The 17,538-nt window shown below is 45.1% G+C and carries 16 protein-coding genes; 13 read left to right on the top strand and 3 right to left on the bottom strand.

Features of this window, described 5'->3' with window-relative positions:
• Nucleotides 1-72: 72 nt before the first annotated feature.
• Nucleotides 73-420 (top strand): RidA family protein, encoded by a 348-nt coding sequence (locus WR49_RS15845; protein WP_004729674.1) that lies wholly within the window; start codon nucleotides 73-75, stop codon nucleotides 418-420.
• A gap of 240 nt (nucleotides 421-660) precedes the next feature.
• On the opposite strand, the gene WR49_RS15840 is transcribed toward WR49_RS15845, so the two are convergent.
• Both WR49_RS15840 and WR49_RS15835 read right to left on the bottom strand, forming a co-directional pair.
• The gene (locus WR49_RS15840) at nucleotides 661-2,127 is read right to left on the bottom strand and encodes a dihydrolipoyl dehydrogenase (RefSeq protein WP_046224656.1); all 1,467 of its coding nucleotides are present in this window, start codon (nucleotides 2,125-2,127) and stop codon (nucleotides 661-663) included.
• 271 nt (nucleotides 2,128-2,398) lie between these two features.
• Complete coding sequence (locus WR49_RS15835; protein WP_017055839.1) at nucleotides 2,399-3,127, bottom strand: glutathione peroxidase; 729 nt, start codon at nucleotides 3,125-3,127, stop codon at nucleotides 2,399-2,401.
• Nucleotides 3,128-3,346: 219 nt separating this feature from the next.
• Here WR49_RS15835 and oxyR point away from each other — a divergent pair, with 219 nt between their 5' ends.
• Nucleotides 3,347-4,237, top strand: a complete 891-nt coding sequence (gene oxyR / locus WR49_RS15830; protein ID WP_046224655.1) for a DNA-binding transcriptional regulator OxyR — start codon at nucleotides 3,347-3,349, stop codon at nucleotides 4,235-4,237.
• 99 nt (nucleotides 4,238-4,336) lie between these two features.
• Here the strand turns inward: oxyR and WR49_RS15825 are convergent, their stop codons facing one another.
• Nucleotides 4,337-6,898 (bottom strand): penicillin-binding protein 1A, encoded by a 2,562-nt coding sequence (locus WR49_RS15825; protein WP_046224654.1) that lies wholly within the window; start codon nucleotides 6,896-6,898, stop codon nucleotides 4,337-4,339.
• Nucleotides 6,899-7,049: 151 nt separating this feature from the next.
• Here WR49_RS15825 and pilM point away from each other — a divergent pair, with 151 nt between their 5' ends.
• From pilM to WR49_RS15770, 11 genes are all read left to right on the top strand, one after another.
• Nucleotides 7,050-8,075: a type IV pilus assembly protein PilM gene (gene pilM, locus WR49_RS15820; RefSeq protein WP_017055836.1), complete on the top strand. Its 1,026-nt coding sequence runs from the start codon at nucleotides 7,050-7,052 to the stop codon at nucleotides 8,073-8,075.
• Nucleotides 8,059-8,658: a PilN domain-containing protein gene (locus WR49_RS15815; protein WP_017055835.1), complete on the top strand. Its 600-nt coding sequence runs from the start codon at nucleotides 8,059-8,061 to the stop codon at nucleotides 8,656-8,658. The genes pilM and WR49_RS15815 overlap by 17 nt, the downstream gene beginning before the upstream one ends.
• The gene (locus WR49_RS15810) at nucleotides 8,651-9,262 is read left to right on the top strand and encodes a type 4a pilus biogenesis protein PilO (protein WP_046224653.1); all 612 of its coding nucleotides are present in this window, start codon (nucleotides 8,651-8,653) and stop codon (nucleotides 9,260-9,262) included. The genes WR49_RS15815 and WR49_RS15810 overlap by 8 nt, the downstream gene beginning before the upstream one ends.
• Nucleotides 9,249-9,767, top strand: coding sequence for a pilus assembly protein PilP (locus tag WR49_RS15805; RefSeq protein WP_017055833.1), 519 nt, complete (start codon nucleotides 9,249-9,251; stop codon nucleotides 9,765-9,767). Before WR49_RS15810 ends, WR49_RS15805 begins: the two co-directional genes overlap by 14 nt.
• A gap of 59 nt (nucleotides 9,768-9,826) precedes the next feature.
• Nucleotides 9,827-11,518, top strand: a complete 1,692-nt coding sequence (locus WR49_RS15800; protein WP_046224652.1) for a type IV pilus secretin PilQ — start codon at nucleotides 9,827-9,829, stop codon at nucleotides 11,516-11,518.
• A 176-nt stretch (nucleotides 11,519-11,694) separates the two neighbouring features.
• Nucleotides 11,695-12,213, top strand: a complete 519-nt coding sequence (gene aroK / locus WR49_RS15795) for a shikimate kinase AroK (protein WP_017061125.1) — start codon at nucleotides 11,695-11,697, stop codon at nucleotides 12,211-12,213.
• A 25-nt stretch (nucleotides 12,214-12,238) separates the two neighbouring features.
• Complete coding sequence (gene aroB / locus WR49_RS15790) at nucleotides 12,239-13,327, top strand: 3-dehydroquinate synthase (RefSeq protein WP_046224651.1); 1,089 nt, start codon at nucleotides 12,239-12,241, stop codon at nucleotides 13,325-13,327.
• 79 nt (nucleotides 13,328-13,406) lie between these two features.
• Nucleotides 13,407-14,924 carry an SPOR domain-containing protein gene (locus WR49_RS15785; protein ID WP_046224650.1) on the top strand — a complete coding sequence of 506 codons (1,518 nt, stop codon included), beginning with the start codon at nucleotides 13,407-13,409 and terminating at the stop codon, nucleotides 14,922-14,924.
• Nucleotides 14,925-14,993: 69 nt separating this feature from the next.
• Entirely contained in the window at nucleotides 14,994-15,854 is an 861-nt protein-coding gene (locus tag WR49_RS15780) for a Dam family site-specific DNA-(adenine-N6)-methyltransferase (RefSeq protein ID WP_046224649.1), read from the top strand.
• Between the two features lie 188 nt (nucleotides 15,855-16,042).
• A complete protein-coding gene (rpe, locus tag WR49_RS15775) occupies nucleotides 16,043-16,717 on the top strand; it encodes a ribulose-phosphate 3-epimerase (protein ID WP_046224648.1) in 675 nt (224 codons plus the stop codon).
• Between the two features lie 119 nt (nucleotides 16,718-16,836).
• Nucleotides 16,837-17,523: a phosphoglycolate phosphatase gene (locus WR49_RS15770; protein WP_046224647.1), complete on the top strand. Its 687-nt coding sequence runs from the start codon at nucleotides 16,837-16,839 to the stop codon at nucleotides 17,521-17,523.
• Nucleotides 17,524-17,538: the final 15 nt, after the last annotated feature.

Genomic DNA, 17,538 nt, shown 5'->3' with positions numbered 1-17,538 from the left:
CGTTATGCTTGTTGCCTTGATAATACCACGTCACAAGATATTGGATCACGGTGACATAGAGAGAGAAGATCGATGATTGAGCGCCAAGAAACCAAGCAACGCATGAGCCGTATTGTTAAACACAATGGTACTATCTACCTATGTGGCCAAGTTTGCGCTGATGCAACCAAAGACATCACAGAACAAACACAAACGATGTTGGATAAAGTGGAAGCCCTACTTGAGCAAGCAGGCAGCGACAAAGAGCACATGCTGTCAGCAACGATTTACTTGAAAGACATGAAAGACTTCCAAGAAATGAACGCAGTTTGGGATGCATGGGTTCCAGAAGGTCACGCTCCAGCTCGCGCATGTGTGACTGGCGATATGGCTCGCGAAGCGCTACTTGTTGAAATCTCTGTGATTGCTGCTGAGAAGTAATAGCTAAGTATTTAGCGACAGGCAATGGCTTCAAGAGATTCCAGATACCTCGTCCCTCGGTTCTGGAATGACGAGTTTAGTTTTGGTTTAGTTACATAAATAAATCAACGTCATTCCCGGTAGCGACGAAGGAGCGTAATCGGGAATCTGTTATTTGCTCGTTGCCAAAAGACAAGAAGGAAAGCCAATGGCTTTCCTTTTTAGTATCTAATCTATGCGTTCTGTTTCAATCCACCGAGATTAACAACCAGGCCCACAATCTAGACAGTGCTTCACCATCTGAGGACCTAGGTGTAGTTTCGCATTGAGGTCACGTAGAGCGGTTCGTACACCCTCTTCGATAACGGGGTGGTAGAAAGGCATGTCTAGCATTTCCGAAACCGTCATCTTGTTTTGATGCGCCCAAGCTAATAGATGCGCCAAGTGTTCTGCGTTTGGCCCCATCATCTCAGCACCAAGGAAACGGCCTGTACCTTGCTCGCCGTAGACGTGCAGAATACCTTTGTTGCGTAGCATCACTCGTGAACGACCTTGGTTCTCGAAAGACACTTCTCCTGTTGCGAAACAACCACAAGTGCCTAAGCGTGTTGTGATCTCTTTGTATGTTTCACCAACCATTGCAATTTGTGGATCAGAGAATACCGCTGAGATTTTAGAACGACGTAGACCTGCACGAATCTCAGGGAAGCGACCTGCGTTGTCACCGGCAATACGTGCTTGGTCGGCTGCTTCATGCAGGAGAGGCAGTTGGTTACTTGCATCACCAGCGATAAATACCGATGGTAGTGATGTTTGTAGCGTGTAATGGTCTGCGATTGGCACACCACGTTCATCAAGCTCAAGAGAGGTGTTCTCTAGGCCAAGCTTGTCTGTATTAGGACGACGGCCTGTTGCTGCCAGTACATACTCGACGACGTTAGTTTCTAGTTCACCTTGTTTATTGATGAACTGGATTTCAACGCGATCTTCATCAGATTCAGTAGTAATACGCTTCATGCTTTCGATTTTTACGTCGGCATCCAGGTAGAACTCTTCATTGAAGGCTTTGTCTGCATAAGCCATGATCTCTGGGTCGGTTACTGGGCCAACTTGACCACCTAAACCGAACAGTTTTGTTTTTACACCCAAGCGGTGCAGTGACTGACCAAGCTCAAGACCAATAACACCAGGACCAAATACGGCTACTGATTTTGGTAAATCATCCCAGTTGAACACGTCATCATTAATGATTAGACGGTCGCCCAGGTCGTTCCAAGCTGCAGGGTATGCAGGGCGAGAACCCGTCGCGATGACAATACGCTTAGCCGTCACAACTGTGTGGTCATCAATTTGTAGCGTGTTGTCATCTAAGAATTTTGCGTAGCCAGAGATCTTGTCTTGCTCTGGGATTTCATCAACACCTTCTAAAACAAAACCAACAAAACGGTCACGCTCAAACTTCACTCGGTCCATGACTTCACGGCCGTTAACTACGATACCACCTTGTGGGTGAACGCCAAAAGCCGGCGCTTTCTCGATGTGGTGTACGCTTTCTGCAGCTGCAATAAGCAGTTTAGATGGCATACAACCAACACGGGCACAGGTTGTGCCGTAAGGGCCGCCTTCAATCATCACAACACTGTCAGTGTGTGCTTTTGCAGCGCGGTAAGAACCTAGACCTGCCGTACCGCCCCCGATAACTGCTACATCTACATTGACTTGTTTCATAATAATCTTCTCGCAATGGCTAAATTTAGTTTGAACGACCCCCTCCAACTCAAGTGATTTTTGAAGTGAGTCAGCGTAGTGGGTTAGTTTTGTGATTTTGTTTCTTAGGTTTAGCGTGACTCTTAAGTCAATGAGTCGAAGCTATATGCTTTGTCCAGCCTAACTTTCTAAATGCTTTTTTGAAACTTTAGAAGTGGAGCTTGTAAGTAGCTAACCTACAAAGGGTAGGTTAGCCAGTGCCTCCAATATTGCTAAGTTCTCGCTAGAAAAATTAAGCTAGGAAAGCTTCCAGCTCTTCGCTGCCACCGATGTGTTTGCCACCGATGAATACTTGAGGAACCGTAGTGCGACCAGAGATTGCACGTAGGCTTACGGTTGTTGCGTCTTTACCTAGCACGACTTCTTCGTAGTTTAGACCTTTGTCGATAAGGTTCTGCTTTGCTTTCATACAGAAAGGGCAGCCTGGTTTAGTGAATACTGTGATTGACTCTTGCTCTTTGTGCTCAGGAGCAATGTAGTTAAGCATAGTATCTGCATCAGAAACCTTGAACGGGTCGCCTGGTACGTCTTCTTCGATGAACATTTTTTCTACCACGCCGTTTTTAACCAGCATGCTGTAGCGCCATGAACGTTTGCCGAAGCCGATGTCGTTTTTCTCAACTAGCATGCCCATGCCGTCTGTGAAATCACCGTTACCATCTGGGATGAATGTGATGTTTTCCGCTTCTTGGTCTGCTTTCCAAGCATTCATTACGAATGTGTCGTTTACTGAAACACATAGAATGTCATCAACACCGTTCTCTTTGAATACAGAGTGTAGCTCGTTGTAACGAGGAAGGTGGCTTGAAGAGCACGTTGGCGTAAACGCACCTGGTAGGCTGAATACGATAACCGTCTTGTCTTTGAATAGCTCTTCAGTCGTTACGTTAACCCATGCATCACCTTGACGAGTTGGGAATGTTACTTGAGGGATTGATTGACCTTCTTTAGATGTAAACATATTGATTTCCTTAAATAGTATTTTTAATTTGTTCTATCAGAGCTTAACGTTTTTCTTTGCTCTGTTTCGTTTCGTTGAGCCCATTATTAGATAATTTCTTTGATAGCTCTAATCGTTTGATGTTATGGTTTTGATAGGTAAATTCTATCAAGAACATTTATTTTAAATATTTCTATTAAAACCTTTGTTCTTATTAAAACTTGAGGTGAGAGACTGCTCATGAACATTCGTGACTTTGAATACTTGGTAGCGCTTGCAGAGCATAAACACTTCCGAAAAGCGGCAGAAGCGTGCTTTGTAAGTCAGCCCACACTCAGCGGCCAAATACGTAAACTGGAAGATGAAATTGGCCTTCAGTTAACCGAGCGTAGCCCAAGAAAGGTGATATTTACAGAATCAGGCTTACAACTTGTTGAGCAAGCGAAGTCTATTCTCAATGAGGTGAAGACCTTTAAAGATATGGCGAGTGGACACGGTGAAGCAATGACGGGGCCAATGCATATTGGCTTTATTCCGACTGTGGGCCCGTACATTTTGCCCAAAATAATTCCTCATCTGAAAGAGAGCTTCCCCGACCTTGAGCTTTACCTGCACGAAGCGCAGACTCATCAATTGGTGAGCCAGTTGGAAGATGGCAAGCTCGATTGCTTGGTATTGGCTGCGGTTGATGAAACGGCGATGTTCAAAGAGATTGATGTTTATGATGAGCCGCTGAGTCTTGCTGTGCCTTGTGGCCATGAATGGGCTCAGCAAGACAGTGTGGATATGCTTCAACTTAATGGCAGAACCGTACTTGCGCTGGGCGATGGCCACTGTTTACGAGATCAAGCTTTGGGCTTCTGTTTTGCGGCGGGAGCAAAAGACGATGAACGTTTCAAAGCGACTAGCTTAGAAACGCTGCGTAACATGGTCGCAGCAGGGGCGGGTATTACTTTACTACCTCAGTTATCGGTACCAAAGGAAAAGCAGAAAGATGGTGTGTGCTATGTTCCTGCGGTGAATCCGACCCCTTCGCGCAGAATTGTCGTGGCGTACCGGCCAGGATCTCCGTTAAAGGGACGCTTTGAGCAACTGGCTGAAACTATCCGAACGCAACTTGAGAAACAGTAAGATTTAATGCCTCAAGAGGCGGTTTTCAGGCATAAAAAGGGCAGGTACGAATTATCGTATCTGCCCTTTTACTTGGTGTTTTTTTTATCAACTCTACTGCTAAAAGAGCGCTTCTACGGCTTCGCCAGACGACGTTGAGTAGATATCATCATTGAAACCTTCGGTGGTGTACTCGGTTGGCTCTGTGCCTTTTTCGAAGTACTCGAAGATTGATGAGCTATCGAACTTGTTAGTTAGTAAGCCTGTTTCACGGTCAATACGAACTCGGATTATGTTTTTCGGAAGTTCTTTGCGTTGTGCTGGTACGCCCGAGAGTGCCGTTCCCATAAATTTAACCCATGCTGGCTCTGCGGTTTTCGCTCCAGCTTCGGCACCTGTAATCGGGTTTTTTTCAAGGTTTGAGTTCGCTCTGGTACGACCTAGAGCACGGTTGTGGTTATCAAAACCGACCCATACGGTCGCAACCATGCCTGGTCCGTAGCCGCTATACCAGGCATCCTTCGAGTCATTGGTTGTACCTGTTTTACCGCCAATGTCACGACGTTTTAAAGGTTGAGCACGCCAACCAGTACCATTCCAACCTGTGCCTTGACTCCAGTCGCCGCCACCCCAAATATTGCTGTACATCATTTCACGTACTAGGAATGCGTTCTGCTCAGAGATAACTTGAGGTGCGTATTCTACTTCAGTGTCGACATCTTGCTCAGCAAACTCATCGGCCATAGTATTGCTCGTTATCTGTTGTTGACAATCTTCCTTACAAACCACTTTCGGTGTCGCTTCAAATTCAGTCTCACCAAATGGTGTCTCAATGCGGCTGATGTAGAAAGGTTCAACGTAATAGCCGCCATTAGCGAATACTGAGTAACCTTGTGCAACCTTCATTGGCGTTAAGCTGCCTGCACCCAAAGCGATGGTTTCAGAGCGAGGCACTTTATCAATATCAAAACCGAAGCGTGTTAGATAGTTACGCGTATCATCCAAGCCTACTTCACGCAGCACACGTACGGCCATCACGTTTTTAGATTGAGCTAGGCCAATGCGTAAACGGGTTGGGCCGACATAGGTAGGCGGTGAGTTTTTTGGTCGCCATGCGGTACCTTGGCTCTTATCCCATTGGTTGATAGGGGCATCGTTGATCAGTGATGCCAACGTTAAGCCTTTATTAATCGCTGCTGAATAGATAAATGGTTTGATACCAGACCCAACCTGACGAATAGATTGCGTTGCTCGGTTAAATTTGTTGTGCACGAAGTTAAAGCCACCCACCATCGACAAAACCGCGCCGTTGTTAGGGTTCATTGCAACAAAAGCAGTGTTCGCATTAGGTACTTGGCTTAGTCGCCATACTACAGGCGTTTCTGATTTCGCCTCTGCTGACTCTTCTCTAGGTTCTTCAGATACTTCATCACCTGTTATGGCTTCATGTCGAACCCAAATTTGTTCACCAACAGCAAGTATCTCTTTCGCTTGAGAAGGTGCTGGACCTTGGCGATTGTCTGTTAGGAACTTACGTGCCCAGTTCATACCTTGCCACTCGATCGATCCTTCCCCTTGGTTCTTAACCCAAACCTGTGCACTTTTCGCATCAACGCTCATCACTACCGCTGGGACTAAGTCACCATAGGTTGGTTGAGACTTAAGGTGTTGAACTATTTGTTCATGATCCCAAGCCGATTGCTCGGTTTGCCACAGCACCTTTTCAGCACCACGGTAACCGTGACGCTCATCGTAGTTGAGTAGGTTTTTAATCGCGGCTTGGTTGGCTGCCCTTTGCAGTTTTGAATCAACCGTCGTGTAAACTTTCATACCTGATGTATAAGCCTCTTCGCCGTAGCGTTCGACCATCCAAGCGCGCGCTACTTCCGCGACATACGGAGCGCTGACTTCTATTTCTGCACCATGATATTTAGAGAGAAGCTCTTCGTTGCTAGCTTCATCGTACTCTTCTTGAGTGATGTATTGCTCATCCAACATGCGGCGTAATACAACATTACGACGGTTGGTCGCACGTTCAACGGAGTAGATAGGGTTCATGGTTGATGGTGCCTTTGGCATACCAGCAAGTGTAGCCAGTTCACTCAAGGTGAGATCTGGAAGGTCTTTACCAAAGTAAACACGAGCGGCTGCACCAAAACCATATGAACGGTGACCAAGGAATATCTTGTTCACGTAAAGCTCCATGATTTCTTCTTTGCTAAGCAGTTGCTCAATGTGGATCGCAATGAATATCTCTTTGATCTTACGCATGATCTTCTTCTCATTAGATAAGAAAAAGTTACGCGCAAGCTGTTGAGTAATGGTACTCGCCCCTTGCTTTGCAGAGCCCGACATGGCGACCACGATGGCGGCACGGGTAATACCGATAGGGTCAATACCTGGGTGATCGTAGAAACGACTATCTTCGGTGGCAATCAGAGCCTCAACTAAGTGGCGAGGGATCTCGTCGTAAGTGACTGGATTCCGACGTTTTTCACCAAATTGAGATATCAACTTACCATCTTGACTGAAGACTTGCATTGGTGTTTGGAGTTCTACGTCGCGCAGAGTGGCAACATCAGGTAGCTCAGGTTTTACGTAATAATAAAACCCAAAAATTGTACTGACTCCAAGAATCATGCAAGTCAATGTAAATATGAATAATCTCTTTATGAACTTCACCGGATAATCCCTGATTAGTTAAGGCTGACAAGCAGCAAACCCTTGTACTCTAGGTTAAAAACTTAGCTTTCGTTTATTAACGCTTATTTAACTAATAATCACAACCCCTAGATAATCAACGAAATGCTCAGCACTTCAGGAGCTAGGTCAAATGGGTTCATCATTAATTACAGGTATAGATATAAATCATCACAGTATCAAAGCTGTGGTACTAAAACCCGTTGGGGAGTTGTATGCCATCGTGGGATACAAAGAGCTGCCGATTTCGGACGACATTTTTACAGCTAACCATACTTTGGAGTATCAGAAAACTGTTAAGAAACTCAAAGAACTTAAGAAAGGACTGCCTTTTGGAAGTCGTAACGTCGCTATTTCAGTACCAGATAACACGGTGATCAGCAAAGTACTGCAAATAGAGAGTGAGTTAGAAGATAGAGAGAAAGAGTTTTCTATCTATCAAACCTTTGCTCATCAATCTCCCTTTCCTATCGAAGAGCTGAGTTTAGATTTTGTAAAGCTCGAAGACAAACGGTTTGGTAAAGGATCGACAAGTAGTTATCAGGTGTACGCGACTCGCAAGGAAGTTGTGGATAGTCGAGCCAATGCATTAAGCAAAGCCGGGTTTAAACCTATCGTCGTTGATACCCAAGCACATGGACTTCTCAATATTTGGCAATTGGCTTCGTATTTGTCCCCAGAAAAGAAGAATTGGCTGCTGGTGGACGTTGGAATCGATCAAACCTCGTTAGGGGTTATCCCGCAGAATTCTGCGCCTTTTTATAAAGACATCGCCTTTGGTACTCAAGAGCTGTTAGGCACAGGCAGTCCAAGTGATATGGAAGGCGTGTTCGGCACCACTCAGGATACACATCGGTTTATTGTTAATCTTATTGAAAAGCTCAAGCGTCAACTGCAACTCTATTCGTCGGTAAATGCGCTTCAACCTATCTCAGGGATTTGGCTAATGGGCGAAGGAGCGAGCATACCAATGGTCGTTGAGGAATTAGAACGTCATTTTCAGATGAGTTGTGAGTCACTGAACCCTATGTCTTTGTTTGAGAATAAGGTGGCCCAGAAACGCCGATCGTCACTGAATTGTCAGCATTTTGGTATTGCGGCGGGGATGGCAATGCGTGGTCTCAAGTGGCAGGGAGAAAAGCATGTTGCATCAAATTAACTTGCTGCCTTGGCGCGATGAAATTCGATCTCAGTATAAGAAGCGTTTTATTCATCTAGTCATTCTTGGCGTCATCATTGCGCTTGGTGGGCAATGGGCGGTCGGTAACTACTTTCACGACCAACAAGCCAAGCAACAAGCGCGCCTCAACTATCTCAATCAATATATCGCTCAACTCGACCAGAAAATTCAGTCGTTAAAAGTGGCAGAACAGGAGCACAAAGCCATTCTTACTAGACTTGGCGTGGTCGAATCCTTACAGCTCGGTCGCAATAAGACAACTGATTTTATGAACCTGATGCCGGAGCTCATCCCTGAAGGCGTGTATGTCGATAAGATAAAAATGAATGGTCAGGAAATTGAAATGGAGGGGATCAGTGACAGTACTTCTCGTTTGGCAACGATGTTGGATAACTTAGAACGCTCCCGTTCCCTTAAAGGGGTTGAGATGCACTCTATCATTCATAATCGCAAACGCTTCAATAAGGACTTTCAGACCTTCAACGTCTCTTTTGTGTTTATCCCTGTGTCATTAGATAGTCCAGCCGAGAATGTAAAAGAGAAGGGGGCGAATCATGGTTAGTTTTCAAAATCGGGTGAGCTTGCAAGATCTCGATGTCGATGAGATCACCGAATGGCCTTTATTGCCTCAGCTATTGGTCATTTTTGCCTTGATGATACTTATCCAAGGTGTGGGTACTTGGTTGTATATTGCTCCTTTGGACGATGAACTTCAGCAGATGAAACAGCAAGAGCAGACGCTTAAAACAACTTTGCGGATTAAAGCCAATAAGGCGGCGGTTTTGCCTAAGCTCCAGAGTCAGTTGGATGATTTAACCAGTCGTTATGATTATCTATTAGAGCAGCTACCAGTACAAAAAGAGTTGGCAAGTATGTTGGCCTCAGTGAATGAGCTTGGGTTGGATAATAAGTTGACGTTTACGCGTATTGATTGGGGACAGAAGCAAAACAAGGGGTTTCTCTATCGTTTACCGCTCAATATAGAACTAACAGGGGACTATCACGCGATTGGAGACTTCTCTGCAGCCATCGCCAAACTCCCACGAATCATTAGTTTTAATGATGTGAGTTGGCAGCGCGTCAGCCAAGAAAGTAGCACGCTCCATTTCAGGGTGCGAGCGTATACCTACCAATTTAAGCCGGAGTTGAGTGATGAAACCCAATAGAGTGTTCTGTTCAACCTTACTACTGCTTTTGCTTGCGGGCTGTAAAGCGAATGAAGATTCGTTAGAAGATTTTGTGGTGCAAGTTGAAGCCAAAGCTAGGAAAGAGGTGGAACAGCTTGTTCCTGCCGCTGAGTTTACGGCTGCTACTTATCAACGTCGAGCTTTTCGTCCTCCGTTTGAACTTCCTAAGGAAGCCATTGTGCAGAATCAGCCTCTAATTAAGAAAAATTGTTGGCAACCTAGTGCTCGATCTCGGAATGGCAAGCTAGAGAAATACCCGCTGAGTAAGCTTCGTTTAAGAGGCGTGATGGGAAGTGGCTCAAGCGTGTTTGGATTAGTGCAAACACCCAAAGGGAATGTAGTAAACGTGAAAAAAGGCCAGTTTATCGGTTTAAATAACGGTCGTGTTACTAAAGTCACGAGCCAGCACGTTCTGATTAATGAAACTCTTCCAGATGGCTTAGGTTGTTGGCACAAGCGCAACGTTAAGCTGGCTCTGAAGTAAAACAATGTCACGTGATGTGGATATGAGATGTAAATATGATTAAAGGAATAAATGAGTCAATGAACAAAGGGTTACAAGGCTTGATTGTGTCTGTGATGTTGATCTTTAGTGTGCTCAGTCACGCAGAGGACTTACCTAATAAGTTAGAAAATATTGATTTTAGGGTGAACAAAAATAAAGACGCTGTCCTAATTATCGAGCTCGCAACCAGCACGGTTGTGGTGGATGTTCAACGTGCACAAGAGGGGCTAAGCATAGAGCTGATCAATACTCATGTTGATGACAACAAACTCCAGCTTCTTGATGTGAAAGATTTCGCTACCTTGGTTGAAGGCGTGGAAGTGTATAACGAGGCCCCAAGCACTCGGTTGTTAGCGACAATCAGCAAGGATTACCAATACGAATACAATCTCAAAGGCCGTTTTATTGAGGTGGTGATCAGTAAACCTGCTATAGAAGAAGCGGTAACAGAGAAAAGTATACTCGAGAAAGAGGGTAAGCTGATATCGATTAACTTCCAAGATATTCCAGTGCGAAATGTCTTGCAGCTTATCGCTGACTATAACGACTTTAACTTAGTCGTGTCTGATTCAGTAACCGGAAACCTAACTTTACGTTTAGATGGTGTGCCCTGGCAGCAAGTTCTGGATATCATATTACAGGTCAAAGGGTTAGATAAGCGGGTAGATGGCAATGTCATTTTGGTAGCGCCTAAAGATGAACTCGACCTTCGAGAGCAGCAAGCGTTAGAGAAGTCGCGTTTAGAAGAGGAATTGGGTGAGCTTAAGTCGGAAATTATTAAGATTCACTTTGCTAAAGCGACCGACATTGCCGACATGATTGGAGGCGAGGGGGCGGTGAGTATGTTGTCTGATCGGGGCTCGATTACTATTGATGAGCGCACTAATTCATTGCTTATTCGTGAACTGGAGGAAAACATTGCGGTGATACGAAGCATTATTGAATCTTTAGATGTCCCTGTGAAGCAAGTTCAGATAGAGGCGCGCATCGTGACTGTTACTGAGGGGAACCTTGATGAGCTAGGAGTGCGTTGGGGAGCTTCTTCAACAAACGGAAGCTTCACGGTTGGTGGTTCTATCGAAGGCAACTACCCGTCTATTGCACCTTACGATAGTAATGGAGGGAATAGCGTCATTGATGAGTACCTCAACGTTAATTTAGGTGCGACATCTTCAAATGCTTCGAGTATCGCATTTCAGGTTGCTAAACTGGGCTCTGATACTCTGCTCGACCTTGAGTTATCAGCGTTACAACAAGAGTCAAAAGCTGAAATTATTTCGAGTCCACGTTTGATTACTACCAATAAAAAGCCCGCTTATATTGAGCAAGGTACTGAAATTCCTTATTTAGAGTCATCTTCAAGTGGTGCAACGTCAGTCGCATTTAAGAAAGCGGTATTGAGCCTTAAGGTGACGCCGCAGATCACGCCAGACAATCGTTTGGTGTTGGATTTGAGCGTAACTCAAGATAGGCCCGGACAGGTGGTGAAAACCGGAACTGGAGAGGCTGTTGCAATTGATACCCAGCGTATTGGCACGCAAGTGCTTGTTAATAATGGTGAAACAGTTGTTCTTGGTGGGATATTTCAGCACAGTGTGAGTAGCACCGTCGATAAAGTTCCTCTATTGGGAGACCTGCCTGTATTAGGGGCTTTGTTCCGCAGAAGCTACGAAAATGTAGGGAAAAGTGAGTTGTTGATCTTTGTTACACCGAAAGTTGTGATTCAGTAATGAACAATTAGATTAAAAATAAAGTTGCATTAGTGGCACCTAACCTTGATAATTTCGGGTCTTATCACGAATTATCTGTGAGGAATCGGTGCCACGGGCCTTTTAATTTCAGTACTTGTACTGACCTACCTTGTGGCGATGTCATTGAATTAACGTTGTAAATTACTGCTAAAAACATGGCTGAGAAACGCAATATTTTTCTTGTTGGCCCAATGGGCGCCGGCAAAAGTACAATTGGTAGACACCTAGCTTCCCAACTTCATATGGAGTTTTTAGACTCCGACACTGTGATCGAAGAGCGCACTGGCGCAGACATCGCATGGGTTTTTGATGTTGAGGGCGAAGAAGGTTTCCGTAAACGCGAAGAATCTGTAATCAACGACCTGACAGAAGAGCAAGGAATTGTTCTTGCGACAGGCGGTGGTTCAGTGCTGAGCAAAGAAAACCGTAACCGTCTATCTGCACGAGGCATTGTTGTATACCTAGAGACAACAATTGAAAAGCAACTTGCTCGCACTAACCGCGACAAGAAGCGCCCTCTACTTCAAACAGACAACCCGCGAGATGTACTAGAAGATCTAGCCGTATCTCGCAACGCACTATACGAAGAAGTGGCGGACTACACAGTTCGTACTGACGACCAAAGTGCAAAAGTGGTAGCCAACCAGATCGTAAAAATGCTAGAAGAACGTTAAGTTCATTTTTTTGGAGAGCAAACCCATGGAACGGATTACGGTCAATCTAGCTGAGCGTAGCTACCCTATCTCTATTGGCGCCGGGTTATTTGAAGACCCGGCGTACCTTTCTTTTTTATCAGGCAAACAGAAAGTTGTTGTTATCAGTAATGTGACAGTAGCGCCTCTTTATGCCGATAAAATTTTATCGCTATTGGATCAAGTCGGCTGTCAAACTTCTCTTTTAGAGTTGCCAGATGGTGAACAGCACAAAACTCTTGAAACGTTCAATTCAGTGATGAGCTACATGCTTGAAGGAAATTACAGCCGTGATGTGGTGGTGATTGCTTTAGGTGGTGGAGTTATCGGTGATTTGGTCGGTTTTGCTGCTTCTTGTTACCAGCGCGGTATTGATTTCATTCAAATTCCAACGACACTTCTTTCTCAAGTGGACTCTTCTGTAGGTGGTAAAACCGCAGTAAACCATCCCCTTGGTAAGAATATGATCGGCGCTTTCTATCAACCAAAATCTGTCATCATCGATACTAACTGTTTATCTACGCTTCCAGAGCGTGAATTTGCTGCGGGTATTGCTGAGGTGATCAAATACGGCATCATTTACGATGAAGCCTTCTTTGATTGGTTGGAACAGAATTTAGAGAAACTTTGTCAACTTGATGAAGAGGCACTGATTACCGCAATTGCTCGTTGTTGTGCAATTAAGGCTGAAGTGGTGGCTATAGATGAAAAAGAGTCAGGAATCAGAGCGTTATTGAACCTAGGTCATACATTTGGTCATGCGATCGAAGCAGAACTAGGCTATGGTAATTGGCTACATGGTGAAGCTGTGTCGTCAGGGACTGTAATGGCAGCGAAAACTGCTCAATTACAGGGGCTGATCTCTCAGCAGCAACTTGAGCGAATTATTTCTATACTCAAGAATGCGAAACTGCCAATCCATACGCCAGAAAGCATGTCTTTTGAAGACTTTATGAAACACATGATGCGCGATAAAAAAGTACTGTCTGGTCAGTTACGTTTGGTATTGCCAACAAGTATTGGTGCTGCTGAAGTGGTCGCTGATGTGCCTCAAGACATCATCAAACAAGCGATCGATTTCTGCCGTACCCTTTAAATTTTGTTGTGAGGTTGCCTAGCGAAACTCTAGGCAACTGAAGCGTTTTACTGATCGATCTTATCAGTAGGGATCCCCAATGAGTTTGGCTCATGAATTAAGAGTATTAGAGTTAGAGTCTCAAGTTGAGCTGCTAGAGCGCTTACAGCTTTTGACTAACTTTGGCTCAAATCTTGTAACGGTCGCTGGCAAAGCTGGTTCTGGCCGCTCTTGGTTGGCTCAGCGTTATCTTGAAGCATGGTCGACAGAAAAAAATCAGTGTTTACTACTTTGTCATCCAAGCCAAGACGATCAACAACGCCGCGCACTTATTCTTAGCCAAATTGTTTCTGACCCCCTGTTTAATCAACATGATTCTTTATCTGATAGCCTAACAAGGCTACTGGATGGAGAGCCGTGTCATGTGGTTATCGTTGTTGATGATGCGCACCGTCTCTCTGAGCTATTGGTATCCGAATTATGGATGTTGGTACTGGAAGCTCAATCAAACCCTCAGTGGACGATCAATATCGTTCTCTTCTCGGAAACGGGTCATCTAGACACCCTATTAACACGTCTGAGTTACGGCCAACAACACAAGCCTATCGATCTCGAGATCGATGATCTTTCGCAACCAGAAGCTGAACATTTTTTTGAATCACTGGTGATTCGATATGTTGATGATGAGTCTGAAACTCGCGTGCGACGTGCGTTTAGTAAAACGCGACCTCTGCCCGGAGAGTTAATGGCTTTAGGAGAATTGAAAGTGGAAAAAAGGATTATTATTCGCTCAATCATTGGTTCACCGATCAATATCGCGATTGTGGTGGCCTTGTTGCTGTTGTTAATTGGTGGCGGTTATTGGTGGATGTTCAGTCAGCCAACACCAGACGATAAAGCGCAATCTCTAATTGCACCGATTGAACAGACGGCTATTCCAACCTTTGAAGTGGAAAGCGGCACTGAACAAACCGGCGTCAATGAAGCTGTTGACTCTGAAACAACAACCGACATGAGTTACCAAGGCGCAGATGATGACAGCTCTTCTCTGCCACCGAGTGTCGTTGAAGACACCGCCAGTGTTGGAGAGGCCGAGCAAGATCAGCAGCGCGTTGTGATCACCTCTGACGTGGTTGATGCTCTGCTTGATGATAAAGCTGAGAGTGCCGATACCAGTGCGCTTGATGCGGCCGTTGAAGAAAATACCGATGCTGCTGTGAGTTCGCAGTCTGATTCAGTAGAAGCCGAGTCACAGTCGACAGCCGATGAAGAATCAGAACGAACTGACTCAACACCGCCGGCTAAAAAGATCACCTTCTCTTTTGCTCGTGAAGAGTTACAAGCTATCTCGCCACGAGCATATACTCTGCAGTTGAGCGCGATGACCTCACTGGAAGATGTACAATCTTTCATTGAGGAGTATGACCTTGAGAACAAGGTTCGTATCTACCCAACACTTCGCAACGACACCAAGTGGTTTATCATCACTTATCAAGATTACCCAACAATTCAACTGGCACGAGACGCGGTAAGCCTGTTATCAAAACCACTTCAGCAGTTAGAACCTTGGGCAAAATCGATGAATCAAGTGCATCGAGAAATAGAACGTGCGAAATAACCCTGAGCTTGGCCTCAAAATATGTTACATTCCGCAGCCTTATTTTTGAGTTGATAGATAGAGCAGTAAATGAAAAAGCAGCGTGCCTTTCTAAAATGGGCTGGTGGTAAATATGGCCTAGTTGAAGACATCCAACGTCACCTGCCACCTGCTCGTAAATTGGTAGAACCGTTTGTCGGTGCTGGCTCAGTGTTTTTGAATACTGACTTTGAACAGTACCTATTGGCAGATATCAATCCCGATCTTATCAATCTATATAACCTTCTTAAAACGGATCCTGAAACCTACATCACTGAAGCGAAGCGTTGGTTCTGCCCTGAGAACAACCGTAAAGAAGCCTTCCTAGATATTCGAGCTGAGTTCAATGGTACAGATAACGTCATGTATCGCTCGTTGGCTTTCTTGTATATGAACCGATTTGGCTTTAATGGCCTATGTCGTTACAACAAGAAGGGCGGTTTTAACGTTCCGTTTGGTTCTTACAAAAAACCTTACTTCCCAGAAGCTGAGTTGGAGTTTTTTGCCGAGAAAGCGAAAAAAGCCACCTTCGTCTGTGAGGGATACCATGAAACCTTTAGCCGCGCCCGTAAAGGCTGTGTGGTTTACTGTGATCCTCCATACGCACCGCTGTCGAATACGGCTAACTTTACCTCTTACGCAGGTAATGGCTTTAGCTTAGATGATCAAGCTGCGCTGGCGGATGTTGCTGAAAAAGCAGCGATGGAACGCGGTATTCCTGTTTTGATTTCAAATCACGATACGACATTAACGCGTCGCTTATATCATGGTGCGGAATTGAATGTGGTGAAGGTGAAGCGCACTATCAGCCGTAACGGCGCTGGACGTAATAAAGTGGATGAGTTACTGGCGCTTTTCCATAAAGAGAAAAACAAGCAACACGCATCAGCGGAATCGTACTCGTCAGAATAACCTCCAAACTCATTAAATTGAGTGACCAACGGATACTTTCTTAAACTAATCTTTCGAACTGCTAGGATCTGCTTAGGGGCTTAGGTAGAATTGCACACCAAATAGTCTTGGGCTGAGTCTTGTATTTGTGTATGAGATATCACCAAGGCGGTGACATTCGCAATTTACTCACTCTTAAGAGGTTTGGTATGAAAGATTTTCTAATCGCTCCATCGATTTTGTCTGCAGATTTTGCTCGTCTTGGTGAAGACGTAGAAAAAGTACTCGCAGCGGGTGCTGATGTTGTGCACTTCGATGTGATGGACAACCATTACGTACCTAACCTGACTTTTGGCGCGCCTATCTGTAAAGCGCTGCGCGACTACGGTATTACCGCTCCGATCGATGTTCACCTAATGGTTAAGCCAGTGGACAGTATCGTGCCTGAGTTTGCGAAAGCTGGCGCATCAATGATTACTTTTCACGTTGAAGCATCAGAGCACGTCGATCGTACTCTACAGCTAATCAAAGAACACGGCTGTAAAGCAGGTGTGGTTCTTAACCCAGCAACACCACTGTCTTGCCTAGATTACATCATGGACAAAGTAGACATGATTCTACTAATGTCTGTGAACCCTGGCTTCGGCGGTCAATCTTTCATTCCTCATACTCTTGATAAGCTGCGTGCTGTACGTAAGCTGATTGATGACTCAGGCCGTGATATTCGCCTTGAGATTGATGGCGGCGTGAAGGTTGATAACATCCGTGAAATTGCAGAAGCGGGCGCAGATATGTTCGTTGCTGGTTCGGCTATCTTCAATCAACCGGATTACAAAGAAGTGATTGATGAGATGCGTGCAGAGCTTGCAAAAGTTAACGCATAAAAGTAGAACTAGGGTCAGTTGACCTAAACTAGAAAAATTTAGATTAAGGGGCTCATTGGCCCCTTTTTTACGTCTTATCGCTCAACACATAAGACGAATATAATTAATAGGAAAGTAAGATGTCATTAAGTTCAATAAAACTGATCGCCTTTGATTTGGATGGAACCTTGTTAGACAGCGTGCCTGATTTGGCGGTTGCGGCTGACCAAGCTTGTCAGGAACTGGGTTTCTCTTCAGTGAGCGAAGAACAAGTTCGCGATTATGTAGGCAATGGTGCTGACGTGCTTATCGGACGCTCACTCAGCCGCAACCTGACGGTTGACCCAAGTCTAGCGCCTGATCTGCTAAAGAAAGCGCGCACCTTGTTTGATGATTTCTACGAGCAGGGCGGCCATAAGCTCAGCCACCTTTACCCTTCAGTAAAAGATACGTTAGCTGAATTACATAAAGCGGGCTTCACCATGGCACTTGTGACCAACAAGCCGTCGAAATTTGTACCCGACGTTCTGGCGCAACACGGTATTGATAAGTACTTTGTTGATGTGTTGGGCGGCGACTCTTTCCCAGAGAAAAAGCCGAACCCAGTGGCGCTGAACTGGTTGCTAGAAAAGCACAATGTGAAGGCAGAAGAGATGCTGATGGTTGGCGATTCAAGTAACGACATCAAAGCCGCTAAGAATGCAGGCTGTCACTCGTTTGGTCTGACTTACGGTTACAACCACGGTGAGCCAATTTCAGCATCAAACCCTGACTATGTCGCAGACAACATTGCGCAATTACTAGATGTCGTTCTAGTTTCAGCATAAAGCGGACAAAAGTTA

Source organism: Vibrio sp. ECSMB14106 (assembly GCF_000972265.1).
Lineage (GTDB): Bacteria > Pseudomonadota > Gammaproteobacteria > Enterobacterales > Vibrionaceae > Vibrio > Vibrio kanaloae.
Note: the sequence above shows the minus strand (reverse complement) of the source record. Positions and strands in the feature narration are given on the sequence as shown.